This is a genomic window from Nocardia sp. CWNU-33 (assembly GCF_046764895.1).
In the GTDB taxonomy this organism is placed as follows: Bacteria; Actinomycetota; Actinomycetes; order Mycobacteriales; family Mycobacteriaceae; genus Nocardia.
In genome coordinates, this window is the sequence record NZ_JBKOQN010000001.1 from 357,288 (window position 1) to 374,798 (window position 17,511).

General features: G+C 65.5%; 19 protein-coding genes and 1 tRNA gene. 9 read left to right on the forward strand and 11 right to left on the reverse strand.

The features are described 5' to 3' along the window. Positions 1-13: 13 nt before the first annotated feature. Positions 14-832, reverse strand: coding sequence for a M23 family metallopeptidase (locus ACLMAL_RS01010; RefSeq protein ID WP_411997350.1), 819 nt, complete (start codon positions 830-832; stop codon positions 14-16). Positions 833-1,063: 231 nt separating this feature from the next. Here ACLMAL_RS01010 and ACLMAL_RS01015 point away from each other — a divergent pair, with 231 nt between their 5' ends. Beyond that, complete coding sequence (locus ACLMAL_RS01015) at positions 1,064-2,128, forward strand: nitronate monooxygenase (RefSeq protein ID WP_411997351.1); 1,065 nt, start codon at positions 1,064-1,066, stop codon at positions 2,126-2,128. Between the two features lie 69 nt (positions 2,129-2,197). Next, on the forward strand, positions 2,198-2,590 hold the full coding sequence (locus tag ACLMAL_RS01020) for an SCO5389 family protein (RefSeq protein WP_328409101.1): 393 nt from the start codon (positions 2,198-2,200) through the stop codon (positions 2,588-2,590). Positions 2,591-2,656: 66 nt separating this feature from the next. Here ACLMAL_RS01020 and ACLMAL_RS01025 read toward each other — a convergent pair whose 3' ends face one another. The 5 genes from ACLMAL_RS01025 to ACLMAL_RS01045 all read right to left on the reverse strand — a co-directional run bounded on the left by ACLMAL_RS01025 (position 2,657) and on the right by ACLMAL_RS01045 (position 7,520). Next, positions 2,657-4,294, reverse strand: coding sequence for a long-chain fatty acid--CoA ligase (locus tag ACLMAL_RS01025; RefSeq protein ID WP_411997352.1), 1,638 nt, complete (start codon positions 4,292-4,294; stop codon positions 2,657-2,659). A gap of 153 nt (positions 4,295-4,447) precedes the next feature. Then, positions 4,448-5,422 (reverse strand): cation diffusion facilitator family transporter, encoded by a 975-nt coding sequence (locus ACLMAL_RS01030; protein WP_411997526.1) that lies wholly within the window; start codon positions 5,420-5,422, stop codon positions 4,448-4,450. Positions 5,423-5,781: 359 nt separating this feature from the next. Further along, the gene (locus ACLMAL_RS01035; RefSeq protein ID WP_411997353.1) at positions 5,782-6,177 is read right to left on the reverse strand and encodes an ArsR/SmtB family transcription factor; all 396 of its coding nucleotides are present in this window, start codon (positions 6,175-6,177) and stop codon (positions 5,782-5,784) included. Between the two features lie 156 nt (positions 6,178-6,333). Further along, complete coding sequence (locus tag ACLMAL_RS01040) at positions 6,334-6,573, reverse strand: hypothetical protein (protein ID WP_411997354.1); 240 nt, start codon at positions 6,571-6,573, stop codon at positions 6,334-6,336. Between the two features lie 74 nt (positions 6,574-6,647). After that, the gene (locus ACLMAL_RS01045; protein ID WP_328409090.1) at positions 6,648-7,520 is read right to left on the reverse strand and encodes a glycosyltransferase family 2 protein; all 873 of its coding nucleotides are present in this window, start codon (positions 7,518-7,520) and stop codon (positions 6,648-6,650) included. Between the two features lie 193 nt (positions 7,521-7,713). On the opposite strand from ACLMAL_RS01045, the gene ACLMAL_RS01050 reads away from it, so the two are divergent. From ACLMAL_RS01050 to ACLMAL_RS01065, 4 genes are all read left to right on the forward strand, one after another. Next, a complete protein-coding gene (locus ACLMAL_RS01050) occupies positions 7,714-8,856 on the forward strand; it encodes an acyl-CoA dehydrogenase family protein (protein ID WP_328409088.1) in 1,143 nt (380 codons plus the stop codon). Between the two features lie 82 nt (positions 8,857-8,938). Continuing rightward, complete coding sequence (locus ACLMAL_RS01055; RefSeq protein ID WP_411997355.1) at positions 8,939-10,420, forward strand: flavin-containing monooxygenase; 1,482 nt, start codon at positions 8,939-8,941, stop codon at positions 10,418-10,420. Between the two features lie 105 nt (positions 10,421-10,525). After that, entirely contained in the window at positions 10,526-11,347 is an 822-nt protein-coding gene (locus ACLMAL_RS01060; protein ID WP_411997356.1) for a DUF1542 domain-containing protein, read from the forward strand. A gap of 267 nt (positions 11,348-11,614) precedes the next feature. After that, positions 11,615-11,690, forward strand: a tRNA-Arg gene (locus ACLMAL_RS01065). 222 nt (positions 11,691-11,912) lie between these two features. Here the strand turns inward: ACLMAL_RS01065 and ACLMAL_RS01070 are convergent. The 5 genes from ACLMAL_RS01070 to ACLMAL_RS01090 all read right to left on the reverse strand — a co-directional run bounded on the left by ACLMAL_RS01070 (position 11,913) and on the right by ACLMAL_RS01090 (position 15,484). Continuing rightward, entirely contained in the window at positions 11,913-12,350 is a 438-nt protein-coding gene (locus ACLMAL_RS01070; protein WP_411997357.1) for a hypothetical protein, read from the reverse strand. A gap of 751 nt (positions 12,351-13,101) precedes the next feature. Beyond that, positions 13,102-13,536, reverse strand: a complete 435-nt coding sequence (locus tag ACLMAL_RS01075) for a type II toxin-antitoxin system VapC family toxin (protein ID WP_357263349.1) — start codon at positions 13,534-13,536, stop codon at positions 13,102-13,104. Then, a complete protein-coding gene (locus tag ACLMAL_RS01080) occupies positions 13,533-13,784 on the reverse strand; it encodes a CopG family transcriptional regulator (protein ID WP_411997358.1) in 252 nt (83 codons plus the stop codon). The genes ACLMAL_RS01075 and ACLMAL_RS01080 overlap by 4 nt, the downstream gene beginning before the upstream one ends. A 313-nt stretch (positions 13,785-14,097) precedes the next feature. Then, the gene (locus tag ACLMAL_RS01085; protein ID WP_411997359.1) at positions 14,098-14,847 is read right to left on the reverse strand and encodes a nucleotidyl transferase AbiEii/AbiGii toxin family protein; all 750 of its coding nucleotides are present in this window, start codon (positions 14,845-14,847) and stop codon (positions 14,098-14,100) included. Continuing rightward, positions 14,828-15,484, reverse strand: a complete 657-nt coding sequence (locus tag ACLMAL_RS01090; protein ID WP_411997360.1) for a type IV toxin-antitoxin system AbiEi family antitoxin domain-containing protein — start codon at positions 15,482-15,484, stop codon at positions 14,828-14,830. The genes ACLMAL_RS01085 and ACLMAL_RS01090 overlap by 20 nt, the downstream gene beginning before the upstream one ends. Before the next feature lie 249 nt (positions 15,485-15,733). On the opposite strand from ACLMAL_RS01090, the gene ACLMAL_RS01095 reads away from it, so the two are divergent. The 3 genes from ACLMAL_RS01095 (at position 15,734) to ACLMAL_RS01105 (ending at position 17,384) form a co-directional block, all read left to right on the forward strand. Next, positions 15,734-16,111 (forward strand): NUDIX hydrolase, encoded by a 378-nt coding sequence (locus ACLMAL_RS01095; protein ID WP_411997361.1) that lies wholly within the window; start codon positions 15,734-15,736, stop codon positions 16,109-16,111. A gap of 176 nt (positions 16,112-16,287) precedes the next feature. Next, entirely contained in the window at positions 16,288-16,887 is a 600-nt protein-coding gene (locus ACLMAL_RS01100) for a helix-turn-helix domain-containing protein (protein WP_411997362.1), read from the forward strand. 278 nt (positions 16,888-17,165) lie between these two features. Continuing rightward, complete coding sequence (locus ACLMAL_RS01105; RefSeq protein ID WP_411997363.1) at positions 17,166-17,384, forward strand: hypothetical protein; 219 nt, start codon at positions 17,166-17,168, stop codon at positions 17,382-17,384. Positions 17,385-17,511 lie beyond the last annotated feature (127 nt).

The window sequence follows — 17,511 nt, forward strand, 5'->3', positions numbered from 1 at the left end:
CGGGCAACAATAATCAGTGCGCCGACGGGCCCCACTGCAGGGGAACACCTTTGGAGGCCAGGTAGGGCATCGGGTCGATCTTGCTTCCCGCTTGGTCCCAGATCTCCAGGTGCAGGTGCGGACCGGTCGAGTTGCCGCGGTTGCCGACGGTGGCGATGACATCGCCCGCGTTGACCCGCTGCCCCTCGTGCACCAGCATCTCGTTCACGTGCCCGTAGACCGCGACGGTGCCGTCGTCCTGCTGCACGCGGACCCACAGGCCGAAGCCCGACGCCGGGCCGGCCTCGATGACGGTGCCGTTGCTCACCGAATGAATCGGAGCGCCGAGCTGATCGGCGAAGTCGAGGCCGTAGTGGAACTCGCCCCACCGGCTGCCGTATCCGGAGCTGATCGCACCGGCGACCGGGCGAACCGCGGGGGCGGGCGCGAGCTGCTGCTGCGCGCCCTTCAGGATCTGCTCGACCTGGGCCAGCGGGCCCGCGATCTCCGGCGGCAGGTTGCCGATGCCGAACGGGGCGGCGACCGGCGCGGCAATCGGCTTCGCGACCTGCGGCACGGGGAGCGACTCGGCGACGGGAGTCGCGGCGGCCCTGGCCTCCGAGACCGGCTGCGAGCCGGTGCCCTTGAAACTGATGGGAGTAGTAGCTTCGTCGGCGTCATGGGAGCCGGGCAGCAGCGGTGCTGCGATCGCCGGGGCAACCTGGGTCGCGGTGCCGAGCAGCGCGCTCGCCGCGACCGCAACGCCTGCGGCGACCTTCACCCGCTCGGTCGTGGTCGACTCGGCGCGATGCCGCGTCGGCCGACCCGAAACACCGTCGCCGATGAGGCTCATCACGGTTATGGAACTGGGGCCTACACGATGGTGCGACACAGCTGCGTCCTAGCTTCCGACCTACATTGGTGGTCAACGAATTCCGGGCCGGAACCACACCGTTTGTAACGATCTGGCAACTCCGGACTATGTAACGTTTCGGCATCCGTTGTGACGGGAACTCTACCCCGTCGTGACCATTCCGCAACCTTCTCGCGGGAAATCGCAGGTAGGCCGGGGTCAACCGTCCAGATGAGCGACACTGGGACCGTGGTCATCGACGAAATGCGCGTCCCGATCGTGCTGGCCCCGATGGCAGGCGGACCCTCCACTCCCGAGCTGACCGCGGCCGTATCCGCGGCGGGCGGACTCGGCCTGCTGGCCGCCGGCTACCTGAGCGCGGACGACACCGCGGCGCGCCTCGCCGCGACCCGCGAGCTGACCACCGCGCCGTTCGGCGTCAACCTGTTCACCCCCGGACCGCCGACGCCGCCCACCGCCTTCGCCGGCTATCTGGCCGAGCTCGGCGCGACGCACGAGCTCGGCACGCCGAAGTACGACACCGACGACTGGGACGCGAAGCTGGAACTGCTCGTCGCGGCTCCCGTCGCGGTGGTCACCTTCACCTTCGGCTGTCCGACCGCTGCCGAGATCGCCCGACTGCACGCGGCCGGGTCGGAAGCATGGGTGACGGTCACCTCCGCCGCCGAGGCGCGCATCGCAGCCGAGGCAGGGGCCGACGTGCTCATCGCTCAGGGCGCCGAGGCAGGCGGGCATCGCGCCACCTTCGTCGACCGGGTCGCCGACGACAACGTCGACCCGCTGGGGCTACTCGCGCTGCTTCAGATCCTCACCACCAGCGTCGAAGTCCCGATCGTCGCCGCCGGCGGCATCGGCACCGGCGCGGGGATCGCGGCGACACTGGCCGCGGGCGCGGCCGCTGCCCAGCTCGGCACCGCATTTCTGCGCTGCCCCGAAGCGGGCACCAACCCGGTGCACCGCGCCGCCGTCGACTCCACCACCGCGACCATGCTGACCCGCGCGTTCACCGGTCGCCGGGCGCGCGGCCTGCGCAACCGGTTCCTGGACGAACACACCGCGACGGCGCCGGTTGCCTATCCGGAAATCCACTTTGCCACCGCGCCGCTGCGGGCCGCCGCGAGGGCAGCGGGCAATCCGGAGGAAGTGAACCTGTGGGCCGGTCAGACACACGCTCTCACCTCTGAGCTACCGGCCCGCGAACTGGTCCACACCCTGGCTTCCGATACGAAAACCGCTCTGAAACGGGCACTTTCACGACGAATCCTGGATTGTTGACAACCACTTTCGATTAGAATGCTCAGGGCATCGCATCCGCCATCCACCTCATCCCCGGAGGAGAGCGCTATGTCCCTCGATGTTCCCACCGCACTACTCGAACGCGCCGAACGTGGCGAGGTCGACGACGCGGAATTCGTCGAATGTGTTCGCAATTCATTGCCCTACGCCTGGGAGGTAGTCAGCCGGGTGGCCGGTGAACTGCACTCCGGCACCGAGGAATACGCCGACAACGTGGTTCCGCCGCCGGACGAAGTGGCGCGCGGTCAACTGCTGCGTGCCATGGCTTCCGACGCGATCCGCGGCGGCTTGGAACGGCACTTCGGCGTGAAACTCGCCTTCCAGAACTGTCACCGAGTCGCGGCCTTCCCGCTGTCCGCGGTCGGCGGCGAGACCTACAGCACGTTCATCGGCACCCGCGCTCAACTGCTCAATCAGAGCCCGGAGCTTCGTAACTGCTGATCGGCAGCATCGCACAGGCCCGGCGCGGCAATATATTTCGCCCGCGCCGGGCCTGCTGCGGTGAGCTCAGGACAGGGTGGTGATCGTCAGCTCGCCGTCGGCGTACTGGGCACGCAGGCGCTTCTTGTCGAACTTGCCGACACTGGTCTTCGGCACCTCCGCAATGAAGGTCCAGTGTTCCGGCAGTTGCCATTTGGCGAACTTGTCGGCCAGGAATTCGCGCAGCTCCTCCGGCTTGGCCTCGGCATCTTCCCGCAACACGATGGCGACCAGCGGGCGTTCGTCCCACTTCTCGTCCGGGACGCCGATGACCACGGCCTCGGCAACGGCCGGATGACCCACGACCGCGTTCTCCAGGTCCACCGAGGAGATCCACTCGCCGCCGGACTTGATCACGTCCTTGGACCGATCGACCAGCGTGAGGTAGCCGTTCGGGCTGATCTTGCCGACATCGCCGGTGCGCAGCCAACCGTCATCGAACTTGTCCGGATCGACCGATGACCCGTCCGGCGAATAATAGGACGCGGTGATCCAGGGCCCGCGAACCTCCAGCTCACCCAACGCTTCTCCATCATTGGGCACCACGCTGCCGTCATCGGCGACCAGCCGCGCCTGCACGTTCGCCGGGAATCGGCCCTGGGTGAAGCGATAGGCCCACTCCTGCTCACCGGTGGCGCCGGCGGGCGGATGCGCGACGCTGCCGAGCGGCGAGGTTTCGGTCATGCCCCAGGCGTGCAGAATCTTCACGCCGTGCCTTTCCTGGAACGCCCGCATCATCGACGGCGGCACCGCCGAGCCACCGACCACCACCGTTCGCAGATGCGAGATGTCCTGCGGCTTCGCGGCCAGGCCGGCAAGCACGCCGCCCCAGATGGTCGGCACGGCGGCGCCGAAGGTGGGCTTTTGCGATGCCATCAGCTCCAGCAGCGGCCCCGGCTGCAGGAAACGGTCGGGCATCAGCACATTCGCCCCGGACATCAGTGCCGCGTAGGGCAGGCCCCACGCGTTGGCGTGGAACAGCGGGACGATGGCGAGCACATTGTCGGCCTCGGTGAAACCCATGCTGTTCGGCGAGCACACCTGCATGGCGTGCAGCCAGTTGGAGCGGTGCGAATACACAACGCCCTTCGGGTCGCCGGTGGTGCCGGAGGTGTAACACATTGCGGCGGCGGATCGTTCGTCGATCACCGGGAAGTCGTAGGAGTCCGGCTGCGCGGCGAGCAGCTCGGTGTAAGAGTGCACCTGCACCCCCGCGGGCGCCTCCAACGCGGCGGCGTCACCGTTGGCCACAATCACGTGGCGAACCGTCTTCAGGTTCGGCAGGTACTGGGCGAACATCGGCAGCAGCGTGCCATCGACGATGACCACCTGGTCCTCGGCGTGATTGGCCACGTAGACCACCTGCTCGGGGAAGAGCCGGATATTGAGCGCGTGCAGTACCGCCCCCATCGCGGGCACCGCGATGTAGGCGACCATGTGCTCGTTGTTGTTCCACATGAACGTGCCGACACGATCACCGATGCCGATCCCGAACCCGCGCAGCGCATTCGCCAGCCGGGCCGACTCGGCCCCCAGCTCGCGATAGGTCATGGTGCGCACATCGGACCCGGTCCAGGTGGACACGGTGGAATCACCCACGAACGTCGATGCATAGCGCAGCAACGTCGCCAGCGACAACGGCTCGTCCTGCATGGTGCTCAACATCGGAACTCCTCTTCCTTCGGTGGCTGGCCTACCGGCATATCGACCATGAGCCACATCACATCGGCGATGCTACCCAACAGTAGGCCCCACCCGAGGTGGCGCTGGAAAACTTTGTGCCGCCACCTATAGGCGACTGCCATCAGTTTCCCGAGGTCAGCCCGAATGCGCGGGATAGGCGTGGACCAGGGCGGTGTCCAACTTGGGGACCGCGTGGGTGAGGGTGTGCTCGGCGCCGTGCGCCACCCGGTGCGCATCGGCGAGAGAGGTGGATGCAGCGACGTCCAACTCCACATCGGCGTGCAGGCGATGACCGATCCAGCGCATCCGAAGGCTGCGCACACCGAGCACACCCGGCTCGGCAACAAGCTCCTGCGCCGCGGTGGCCACCAAATTCGGTTCCACGCCGTCCATCAAGCGGCGGAACACATCCCGGGCGGCGGTGCGTAGCACCGCGAGGATAGCGACGGTGATCAGCAGGCCGACGACAGGATCGGCCAACGGGAACCCGAGCGCCACCCCGGCAACCCCGAAAAGCACTGCCAGCGAGGTGAATCCATCGGTTCGCGCATGCAGGCCGTCGGCGACAAGCGCGGCCGAACCGATCCGCCGCCCCACCCTGATCCGATACAGCGCCACCGTCTCGTTTCCGAGGAATCCGATCACCCCGGCCGCGGCAACCCACCCGAGATGCTCGATCGGCACCGGATCCAGCAGTCGCCGCACCGCCTCGTACCCGGCGATCAACGCCGACAACGCGATCATGGCGACCACGAACAGGCCCGCGAGATCCTCTGCGCGCCCGAACCCATAGGTATAGCGGCTGGTGGCCGCCCGCCGCCCCAGCGCGAACGCGATCCACAGCGGCACCGCGGTCAACGCGTCGGAAAAGTTGTGAACGGTGTCCGCCGCCAACGCCACCGACCCGGACATCGCAACGATCAGCACCTGCACCAGGGCCGTCGCCCCGAGCACGCCGAGACTGATCTTCACCGCTCGAATGCCGACCGCACTGGCCTCCAACGCATCATCGACGCTGTCGGCGGCGTCATGACTGTGCGGGGCGAAGATCTCCCGCAGGATGCCCCGTAAGCCGTCCGGGTAATCGTGCTCGTGTCCATGGTCGTGCACATGCTCGTGTCCATGGCCACCGTGTTGTGCACGGTCGTGGTCACACGCACCGGCCTGGTCGTGGTCGTGCGCAACGGCCTGCCCGTGGTCGTGGCCATGGTCATGTGCAACGGCCTGGCCATGCCCGTGGCCGTTCTCATGTGCATGGCCGTGGTCGTGCACATCGTGGTCGTGCCCGTGGCCCTCTACATGGTCGTGGTCATACCCCTGAGCAGTTTCGCAGCCGTGCGGGTGATCGTGGCCGTCCGCAGCACTGTGCATGTGCCCGTTGCCATCTCGGCCGGCGAGTCGGCTCTGGGCGTGGCCGTATCGGTGCAGCAGGTCGAGTCCGCGCCAGCGGAAACCATTGCGCTCATGGCTCATTCCGACACCGCCCGATCCCCCGGGGGCAGCTCGCGCACCGCCGTGACGCTGCGGTGGTGCGGCGGGATGCCGGGACCCGCGTGCTCGGCGTTATAGACCGCGTCCATGACCAGTAGCCGGACGTGTTCGTTCTCCAGACTGTAGAAGATCGTCGTCCCAGCCCGTCGAGTTCGGACCAATCGCGCCATCCGCAGCTTGGACAGGTGCTGGGACACCGACGGCGCGGGCTTCCCGATGTGCCCGGCCAGGTCGTTCACCGACAGCTCCCGATCGACCAGCGCCCACAGCACCTGCACCCGGGTCGCATCGGCCAGCATCCGGAACACCTCGACAACCAGCCCCACCTGATCCTCCGCCAGGGGCGGAGCTAATGGCTCGTTATCTGCATTCATACGCAGATAATAAGCCAGGAACGCGAGCTCCGATACCCCCCGCGTATCCCGACCCCGGATCGGGTCAGCCGCACGCCCGGCCCGGGACGCCGAGACGGTGGGCCGGCAGGAAATTCATCATGCCGCGCTGCACATCGAGGCCATGGTCGGACTGCATCAGCAGCACCCGTGCAGATGACCATCAGCGGTTTTCCCCGCCGGATCCCCCGGCGGCACGTGCAGGTAGTACCGACGGCCGCCCGCCGCATCGGTGGAGCCGCGATCGAGCACATCCGCCGCATGCACGTGTGGCGCACCGACGAGCATCGCGCACCCGAGCAAGGCCGGTATCGCCAACAGCGCTGCCGACGCCTTGCCATGCGCGAACAAGACCCCGTGCAACGCAACGGAATTCACACCCACACGCTACGTGCCGAACCGGAATCGGGCAGTGACCCGGCGTCCGCTCACCACTCCGAGCAGTCGTTCACCTAGCGACGCAGGCGTTGCGTGATTGCGGTCCGCAGGACCGACACCGCACCACGCACCAGCAGGCCCGCCGCGACCAGCGGGGCAAACAGCAGCCACGGCGAGCCCTGGTGGTAGTCGCAGTAGAACCGCAAGGCGCTGCGGTGGTGGCTGCGGATCTTCCGGAACGGGGCCGACCGCATACTGCCGCCTTCGCGGTGGCGAATCTCGACGGTGGGGTCCAGCACGACCCGCCACCCGGCGCGGTGCATGTCGAGTGCCATCTTGGTTTCCTCGAAGTAGAGGAAATAGCGGGTGTCGAACCCACCGACGGCGTCGAACGCCGCACGCCGAAATAGCATGCAGCACCCCGAGATCCAGTCGACATCGCGCACCGCGGTCACCGGCTCACCGAAGTACCGCCGAGTGGCGGGATTGCCTGGCCACACACCGCCCAGCAGCGCGTGCGCGACGCCCACCGCGAGCGACGGGAACCGGCGCCCGGTCGGGTAGTGCGTCCCGTCGAGCCGGGTCACCTGCGGTCCGATCATGCCGATCTTGTCGTCAGTGCGAGCGGTTTCGACAAGCGCGGCTATCGAGCCCGGTGCGAGGTGTGTATCAGGGTTGGCGACCAGGATCCATTCGGCATTTGTCGCGGCTGCACCCTGGTTGATTGCGGTGGACAGGCCGACGTTCTCGCGATTGCGGATAACTGTCCCGCCGAACTGCTCGACAAGGCCGGCGCTCCCGTCGGTGGATGTGTTGTCGACACCGACGACATCGACCGTCAGCGGCTCGACTGCCGCCGTCAGCGACGCCAAGAACGGCGGCAGATCCTCTGCGCTCTGGTAGGTAACCAAGACAAGGCCGACGGTCTTCTCATCGCGGCGAGACATGCCGGGCAACCTATCACCTCGGCTGGATCGCCACACCTACGAGCGTGTCGGGCATCAGCAGGTCAAACGCCCGTATGCGACGTACCGAACCCGAATCGGGCAGCAACCGCCGCCATCGGCCCGCCGCGTGACCGGGCCGGCGGAACGGGGCTGCCCGGAGCAGGCCCATGGGGCGGACGGTAGAACAGGTGGCATGGCTGTTGAACGGATGCTGCCGACGCCAGAGGCGCGGGATCTGCTCGAGTTGACTCGCGATATCGCCGACAAGGTGCTCGAGCCCCGGGTGGTCGAGTGTGAGAAGACCGGAACGTTTCCCGACGGGGTCTTCCCCGCGCTCGGCGCGGCGGGGCTGCTGAGCCTGCCGTATCCGGAGGAATTCGGCGGTGGCGGGCAGCCGTACGAGGTGTATCTGCAGGTGCTCGAGGAGTTGGCGAGTCGATGGGCCGCGGTCGCGGTCGCGGTCAGCGTGCACAGCCTGTCGTGCCACCCGCTGTTCGTCTTCGGTACCGACGCACAGAAACAACGGTGGCTGCCCGAGATGCTGTCGGGCGAAACCGTCGGCGCTTACAGCCTTTCCGAAGCGCACGCCGGATCGGATGCGGCCGCCTTGCGGTGTCGGGCCACCGCGGTGGACGGCGGATACCGGATCAACGGCACAAAGGCCTGGATCACCAATGGCGGCCGCGCCGACTTCTACTCGCTGTTCGCCAGGACCGGCGAGGGCTCGCGCGGCATCTCCTGCTTCCTGGTTCCGCGCGACACCGAGGGGCTGAGCTTCGGCAAGCCCGAAGAGAAGATGGGGCTGCGCGGGATTCCGACGACCACCGCCGCCTACGACGACGCCCTGCTGCCCACCGACCGGCTGATCGGCGATGCGGGACAGGGACTTTCGATCGCCTTCAGCGCATTGGACTCGGGCCGCCTCGGCATCTCGGCCGTCGCCGTCGGCCTGGCCCAGCGCGCACTCGACGATGCGGTCGCCTACGCCAAGGAGCGGGCTACGTTCGGCCGCCGCATCATCGACCACCAGGGCCTCGGTTTCGTGCTCGCCGACATGGCCGCCGCGGTCGATTCGGCCCGCGCCACCTACCTCGACGCGGCCCGCCGCCGCGACGCCGGACTCCCCTACTCACGCCAGGCCAGCGTCGCCAAGCTGATCGCCACCGACGCCGCCATGAAGGTCACCACCGATGCCGTCCAGGTCTTCGGCGGCTACGGCTACACCCAGGACTTCCCGGTGGAGCGCTACATGCGCGAGGCCAAGGTCATGCAGATCTTCGAGGGCACCAATCAAATCCAGCGCCTCGTCATCGCCCGCCAACTCGCGGGCAGCTGAGCACCTCCGGCGTGGCCGAAAATGTTGATTCAACGTCCTGGAATGCCTTCGTGCCCGCCGATCGCCCACTTAGGCTCTAGCTATGAAGACGCCGTCCATCATCATTATCGGAGCCGGGTTCGCCGGGCTCGGTATGGCACTCGAGCTGCGCCGGGCCGGGATGGATGACTTCATCATCCTGGAGCGCGCCGCGGATCTCGGCGGCGTGTGGCGGGAGAACACCTATCCCGGCGCCGCCTGCGACGTGCCCTCACCGCTGTACTCCTGGTCGTTCGAGCCCAAATCCGATTGGCCGCGCCGGTTTTCGGAGCAGCGCGATATCCACGACTACATGCGCGGCGTCGCCGAGAAGCACGACCTGCTGCGCCACATCGAATTCGGCACCGAGGTGACCGATGCCGAGTTCGACGAGCAGACCGGCAGCTGGACCGTCAGCACCGCCGACGGCGCACGCCGCACCGCGGAAATCCTCATCCCCGCTGTCGGCCAGCTCTCGCGCCCCGCCATGCCGAATATCCCCGGCGTCGACACCTTCACCGGAGCCGCCTTCCACTCCGCCGAGTGGGACCACAGCGTCGACCTCACCGGCAAGCGCGTGGCCTGCATCGGCACCGGAGCCAGTGCGATCCAATACATTCCGCGCATCCAGCCGCAGGTTTCCCACCTCACGCTGTTCCAGCGCTCGGCGGCGTGGGTGCTGCCGAAATTCGACGTCGAGTACAGCGCGGCGCACAAGGCCGTGTTCAAATATCTGCCGCCGACCCGGCTGGCCGAACGATTCGCCATCTGGTCGACCTTCGAGGTGCTCGCGCTGGCACTGACGGACATCCCGGCCATGAGGGCGCCCGTGGTCGCGCTTGCCGACCGGCACCGCGCCAAGCAGGTACCGGACGCCGAACTGCGCGCGAAGCTGACACCCGACTATGCGGCGGGCTGCAAGCGCGGCCTGTTCTCCAACGAGTACTTCCCCGCGCTGACACAGTCGAACGTCGCCGTGGAGACGACGGCGATCGAAGCGATCACCCCGACCGGTATCCGCACCACGGACGGCGTGGAGCACCCCATCGACGTGATCATCTACGGCACCGGATTCAAGGGGACCGAGTTCCTCGCGCCGATGCATATCTACGGCATCGGCGGACGCAAGCTCGCCGACGTCTGGGGTGACGAGGGCGCCCGCGCCTTCCTCGGCCTTTCGGTCCCGCACTTCCCGAACATGTTCATGATGTACGGCCCGAACACCAACGTCGGCTCGGGTTCCATCATCTACATGCTCGAATCCCAGGCCCGCTACATCCGTCAGGTCGTCGAGTACCTCACCGACCGGCCCGGCCGCTATCTCGCGGCCCGAGCGAACGTCGAGCAGAACTGGGACGGATGGCTGCAACGGCGGCTGAAGGACACCCCGTGGAACTTCTGCTCCAGCTGGTATCGCAACGCCGCGGGCCGCATCACCAACAACTGGCCGGGCGCCACCGCGCTCTATCGGTGGAAGACAAAGAGTTTCGACCTCGCGGATTACGACGAAGCCCAAGCCACCGGCCTGGAGTCGGCGTCGAACTGACCCGGATCCGCGCTCATCTCGCCCGCCGCAAAGCTCAGCTCGGTCTCAGCAAGCCCCCAGTAAACTGGGCCTGACTGGACCCTGAGGGCGAAAGGGGCACGAGCGGTGGAGTGGTTACTGATCATCGTGATCGTCGGGCTGGCCGTCGGATTTGTCGTCATACGTGCACAGCAGACCAAGCAGCGCGCGGCGACCGAACTCGCGGACGCGTCCGCCGACGCCAGGCAGCTGATCGAACGGCTCGGCGGCCAGGTGTACATCCTGACCGGCAGCAACGATGCGGCGAAACAGGCGCTAGCGGACGCGTCCGAACGTCAGATCGCCGCAGGCTCGCAGATCGACCAGGCGCGCACACCCGCGCAGGCGCGATTGGCGAAGCAAACCGCGCTCGAGGGTATGTACTACATCCGCGCCGCTCGATCGGCCATGGGCATGGATCCCGGCCCCGCGGTGCCTGCGCTCGATGGACAGGATGTGGCCGGTCAGGTCACCGAAAAGCGAACGGTCGAATACGAAGGCAGAGCGGTCGCGGCATCGCCGAACCCGTCCTCGAATACTCCGAACTACTATCCCGGCGGCCGAGTCGCCGGACGTCCGGTGCCCGCAGGCTGGTACTCCGAACCGTGGTGGAAGCCCGCATTGATCGGCGGCGCTTGGGGACTCGGCTCCGCATTGCTGTTCTCGTCGCTGTTCTCCGGGATGTCCGGGGTCGGCTACGACGCGCAAGGCTTCGAAAGTGGTTACGGCGAGGGCTATCAGGACGGGCTCGACGCGGGCGGCAACGATGCCGCCGGGTACGACGCCGGCAACGATGTGAGCGGTTACGACACCGGCGGTGGAGACCAAGGCGGCTACGACGCGGGTGGGAACGATGCGGGCTGGGGCGGGGATGGCGGGTTCGACGGCGGCGAGTTCGACGGCTTCTGACAACCTGGCATCACACAACCCGGAGTTCTGACAACAGAGCCCGGACAGCTGGCATCTGGTCGCGCCGCCGGAATTCCACCCGAAGACAGCCCCGTTACACCCCGACGCACCAGCGATTTCGATCCCCGCCAGCAGTGTTCGGACAGCCGGCCCGGTTTGGTCGAGGCCACCCGACTGCCACCCACGACCGGCCCACCGCGTCCCCGACGCGCCAGCGATTCTGAACCTCGTCCCCAACCCGGTAGACTCCCCGACGTCCACTGATACGCCCTCGTAGCTCAGGGGATAGAGCACCGCTCTCCTAAAGCGGGTGTCGCAGGTTCGAATCCTGCCGAGGGCACCAACCTGTCACTGCGTTTTCGCAGCTCAGGGCGGTTTTTTGGCGTCACAGGTTCGATTCCCCAAGGACACCACTCGCCGTTCATCCGTTATTTCACGCACACTGAAATGCGCAGGTCAAACGACTGCTCTGGTACGGACCTCTAGCAAGCACGAGGCCAGGAACCCCGGGCCGCAGCGTGCTGGATTCAGCACCGGTCGGCGTCGCAGTGATCCGCTTGCCATTTCAACAGTGCGGCAAGCACTTTCGCCTGGGCGGCGGCGATGCGTTCTCCTTCCAATTGACCGTCGCAGTGGCTCGAATCTGGTCGACGCTCGTGCCGCGCAGCAGGAATTCCAACAGAAACCGCGGGGCGACGATTTCCGGCTCTACTCGCAGTCGGGTGGGATTGGAGTCGATCAGATAGCCGTGGTGCTCCGGAAGGACGATGGCTGCCTTCTCCACCCGGCCAACTCGAACAACCAATAGGTCACCTGCGCGCACCCGCCAGGCGTCGAACTGTTCGGCTACCGTGTCTGCGGTCCGGTCCGTGTCACCGGTGTCGATTTGGCGCGCGGTGAGACTACTAGGCCGCAGTATCGGAACCATGCCGTCGACGCCGATGGCGATGTGGGATTTCTTGAGAGCGGACGGCCCGACCTTGACATTGCAGAGATCACCCACACAAACTGTCTGCCAACCGGATGGCAGACCTGTGGAATCGAGTTTCCGCAGCGCCGTCGTCGTGGATCCGGATGGCAATTCGTTCACCCGCCTGCGAGCGTTCGCCACAGCGTCGGTATCACGCTGAATCCGCCCAAGATGCGCTTCCCCCTTCTCGACGAGTGGCCCGAGGTAGTCATCAGGTGTGAGCAGATACCCGCGCGCCGCGACTGCACCCGACCCGCGACGTGTCAGAATTGACCCATCCCAAAGTTTCCCCAAACTTTCAGCGTGACTACGCGTGACCATCGGTGACCTGTTGTTCAATCGGTTGCGGCATACCCACAGGTAGCGCACACGTTAGGGTCTACCGGTGACCGGCCGTGAACACAGACGAACCCCGAACCCTTACAGCGGGTTCGGGGTTCTAGTTCCTCATAGCGCATTCACGTCAACTTCGGATAGCCGAATCTCGTTTCGATCGTCAACGTCCCCCATGAAAACCGCTGGTCGCCACCGGTCCCATCCTTATAGCCCCGCCGAGGGCACAAACCTGCGCCAGGGCGTGCGGCATATGTTCGGCGCCCTCGACCTTGGCCACCGGGCGTGTACTACTGGATCCGGGATCGGAAACGCTGGACGGAGTTACTGTCGTTCCTGAAGTCGCTGCGGGTCCGAGGGCGCAACCAGCACGGCAGCCCGATACGGAACGTCTCTACAGGCTCGAGAATTCGCCATCCGAATTACGTACCGAACGTTGCTCGACACGGCACTAGAGATCATCGGGCAACAGGCGGAACGCGGCATCACCAGTGAGCGGGCTGATTGCGCGGAAATCACGTCGGTCGAGTGTCAATACCGCCACGGTTTCGTATCGTTCCGCCAATGAAACATTGGTGGCGTCTGTGAGATCCAGGCGCAAGGCCAGGTATCTGTTCTGCACCCTGCGTGCGACCCGCAACAAGTCCGCCGAGACCGTGGGCACTTCGATGCGTCCGGTGCGCTCTTGCGCCAACAACCAATCATTCACCGCATATGCGGCTCGACGATTGAGATTTCGGGTGGTGATGTGTTCGACTTCGAGCAACACGAGTGGAGAGACGATGGTCAGCGCCGCCTGCTGCAGCGCTGCGCGCGCGCAGACGTGCTCGGGATCCGCGGAGTTGAAAGCGGCGACCAGACCTGAGGTGTCGCCGATCACGATCATCCAGCATCGGATTCGGTGTTGGTGATCGCTTCTCGCACAGTGCTGTCGATTTCATCCGCCGACACCGCATGCCCGTAGTCGAGTACGGGGATATCCCACTCCTCATCCCATCGGCGAGTGCGTATCGCGGCCAGATGAAAAGCTTCACGAAAATACTCGGACTCCGGCCGCCCTTCACGTGCCGCGGCCATCTTCACCAGCTCGAGGTCGGCCTCGTCGACCATTACCGTCGTCTTCTTCAGACCCATAAGGTTATGGTACCCGCACCATAACCTTATGGCGAGCGCAACATATCACCCGCGCTCCTCAGATCCGGTACAAACCCATAATAACCAGGCGTTTTCCAGTTGCCCATGTATTGCGTGTCCTGCCGAGGGCACCAACCTGCTACTGCGTTTCCGCAGCCCAGGGCGGTTTTTTGGCGTCGCAGGTTCGATTCCCCAGGCGCACCATTCGCCGACTTCGCTACCGATGGCCATCCACCGCAGCAACGCGACTATAGCCGCAGCCTGCGCCGCAGCGAGGCGTTCCCCCGCCTCACCCCCCGCCGATGCTTCGCCGTCACTCCGTAATACGTGCCCAGGCGTCTCGAACCGCAGACAGCGCGATCGCGGCGCTGATCACAAGTCGAGTCTGCCCGGCCAATTGTGCCTTCCAGTCGTCCTCGTCCGGTGCACGATCGAACAATTGCGGGGTGGGGAGCCGGTTGGTCGGGCCGCACCTCCGGTACAACGCTCCCGCAGCGCCGTCGATCGCGCCGATGTCGTTCAGCGCCCAAAGATCCCACAGGTCGCGTGCTGCGCGCCGGTCGTGCCATGTTGCGGTCTTCCCTGCAACAAAAGCTGGCAATGTGGGCACGAGAAGTTCGGCCGGTGGCACGTCGCTGTACCGCTGCTCGAGATCGCGGAGTTCAGTCGGCCATACCGATCTGCCACGTGCCGACAGCAACTGGATCTTGACAGACACACCGTATGCGGAGCGAAGATGGGCGGCCCCGGTATCCGGGACATTACTCAACGACGGTGCCCATTCCAGCCGACCGTAGCTCCGCGCGACCGATCGCGGCAAAGCGGCGTCGAGTTCGGCTGCCAGTACCGTTCGGTTGTCCAGTGCAAGCAGATCGATGTCTTCACTGAGCCTGCCACTCACCAGATGCGTACGGGCAAGAGCAGTTCCGCCGATGAAGTGCAGTCGGTCGCCGAACCTGCGGCTGATTGCCGCTAGCAGATGGGAGATCAGATGGTCGCGCTCGACCTGCTCCGGGGGAACTCCGAATTGAGCTGCGACACTGTCACGTTCGTCGATGCTCATACCCCACCCAACTTTCCGCACGTCGAAGCGCCGCACCCAGACGCTGGTCCGTAGCGAGCTGTGTAAGTCTCGCCGAATCGCTACGACGGTAGAGCGTCTCGATCGCCGGACGAACCTCCGCCTCGGCGTTGCCCAGTTCCGGGCGCCGGGCAAGATCGAGCACGGTCTGCTCCGGCGTTGTGACCAGCGCCGGGCCCAGTGGCGTTTCGACGCGCTCCGCGTCGAGCGCTTCGGTATCGCGGCGGACGAACCGGACTTGTGCCGAGCGGTCGGTCAATGCGATCGACCGGTGCTGGGCCGGAACCGCGACAACCGCGGTCGCCAGCGCACGAGGTACGGCTCCCAGCACGCGGGCTGCGCTGATTCCCATCACAATGGTCTGATCCGGCCCGTAAATCGATGATGCAATACCCGCGGCGACTGCCTCGAGGCTAGGCAGCCAGGTCCGGCCGACATAGTCCGGCGCGACGATGACGTAGTAGCCGTGAGCAACGCGGTGCAGCACGCCTCGATCGACGAGCCGCGCGATCTCGGGCCGCGGTTGGGCGTAGATGCCAGCCAAGTCCTGCGGCCGCAGGGTTCGAAGCGGTGCCCGCCAGAGCTCACTGGGCAGCACAGTGCTGCGATACTCAGTCATCAGCACCACCTCCGGAAGAGTATGCATATAGTTGGCCGTTACCCAACGAAATGCATACTACCGGATACGGTCTCTGGGTGCGCCGCCCTATACCGAGCAATCACACCGTCTATTTCGGCTTGCTGGCGGGGTAAACCTTGACTCGGCCCGCAGCTCTGCCGCAATGCGCGTCATAGTCTCCCAGTCGGCCCGGCTCGCTTCCCGCAGGATCGACTCGACCCGTACATGTACTCGATATCAGTTAAAGGCGTGGCTGTTCGTGACGGTCGGGTATTGCTGCTGAAGAACGAGCGGGAAGAGTGGGAGTTGCCGGGCGGCAGAATCGAAACCGAGGAGACGCCCGAAGAATGTGTAGCTCGCGAGATCACCGAAGAGACGCAGTGGCCGGCTACCACGGGGCCGATTCTCGACTCATGGATCTACTACATCAACCAGGTCGAGAAGCATGTGTTCATCGTGACGTACGGCTGCTACCCGGACACCGACGCCGATCCAGTTTTGTCGCACGAGCACAAAGAGGTCGGGTTGTTTCGTGAGGACGAGATAGCTGGGTTGAACATGCTAGACGGCTACAAGCGATCCGTCATGACTTGGTTCGCTCAACTCCGGGCAGCGGAGAAAGTCTAAAGGGACATGATGAGCGGCGACAGGTGCAGGCGTGCGGCGTCATCGGCCGCTATGCGAGCGAGCCCGTGTGTCCCACCTGTGCCGCGAACACCAGTGCCACGAGCCGGATCGTCGTCCGCGCCGCTCCCATCGCGTCCGCCATTTGGTTATGGGCCGCACCCGAGGCAGCGACCGCGATGGCAACCCGCGACCTACCGACGATCCTCCGCGCCTACCGCCGCATCAACGGGCTGAACCAAGTCGCGTTGGCCGAACTACTCGGCTACGACAAGTCATATGTGTCGATGCTCGAAACCGGCCGCCGCGCCATCACGGACTTGGCTTCCCGCCGACACATCGCGGCACGGTTGGGGCTGCCCGCCCACGTACTCGGTGTGACCGGCACAGACGACGCGGAATACCGAGCCATGCTCCAATTCGGCGACAGCACGGTGCGACTTGCTGAGATCGCCCGCAAATCCGGCCACGCCGTCGAGGCCGTCAACGAATTGTGGCCCCTGGTCGCTCGGCTGGAAGCCAGGGCAGCAGAGGGGCGGATGGAACGAGACAGCCTCATCCTGCTCGCACAAGCTCGGGTTGCACTCGGCGTCTCGCTCGGGACGGTCCTGCCCGAAGAACGCCTATCATCGGCCGCCCGCTGGACCGGTCAGGCGGTCAAGGTGGCCGCTCACCTTGATGACCCAGCGTTCTACGCTCACACGCTCCGCATGCACGGCAACGAGTTACGTAAAGCGGGCCACGTCGGCGCGGCAGTTGCCCGACTGGAGCAGTCATGAGAGCTATCGCTGGAACCCGCAGACCAAGGCTCGACGCTTGCGTTCCTGTGCCGTGCGACCGGTGAACTTGGGGACTGTGAACGATTCGATTCTGCCCTGCGTCAGTATCGGGGACTGCTAGAGCTGAACACGGGCAGTGACTTGCTGTTTCAGCCGTTCACATTGCGCGAAATTGAACTCCGCGGCTTGCTTGCTACCGGTCGCGTCGTCGAGGCCGGTCGACTCGTAAACCTCACGGTAGGAACGCCTGCCGCCCTCAGTGGCGCATCATCGAACGAGTGACGACGGGCGAAGTACTGGTCGCGATCAATGAATATAAAGGTGCCGCCGAAGCGTTCGCGGAGGCCATCACGGCAGCAGAGCAGCACCGTTTGCCTCATCAGATTCAGCGGACCATCCGGGCGGCGATCAAGAACGGCATGCGTGAATTGGCCACCGAAGCCGAAGCGGCATTGCAACGAACACGCTGGCTACTAGCACCGCACCGCAGCCCGTAGGCCGTATTCCTCTTCGCAGAAGCTCGGCATCTTCCGGTACGGGATCAAATGACGCGATCCGTCGCCGCCTGTCACGGACAACCGACCCTGAGATGCCGTAACCGCACCGAGCCACAGAGCGATGCGG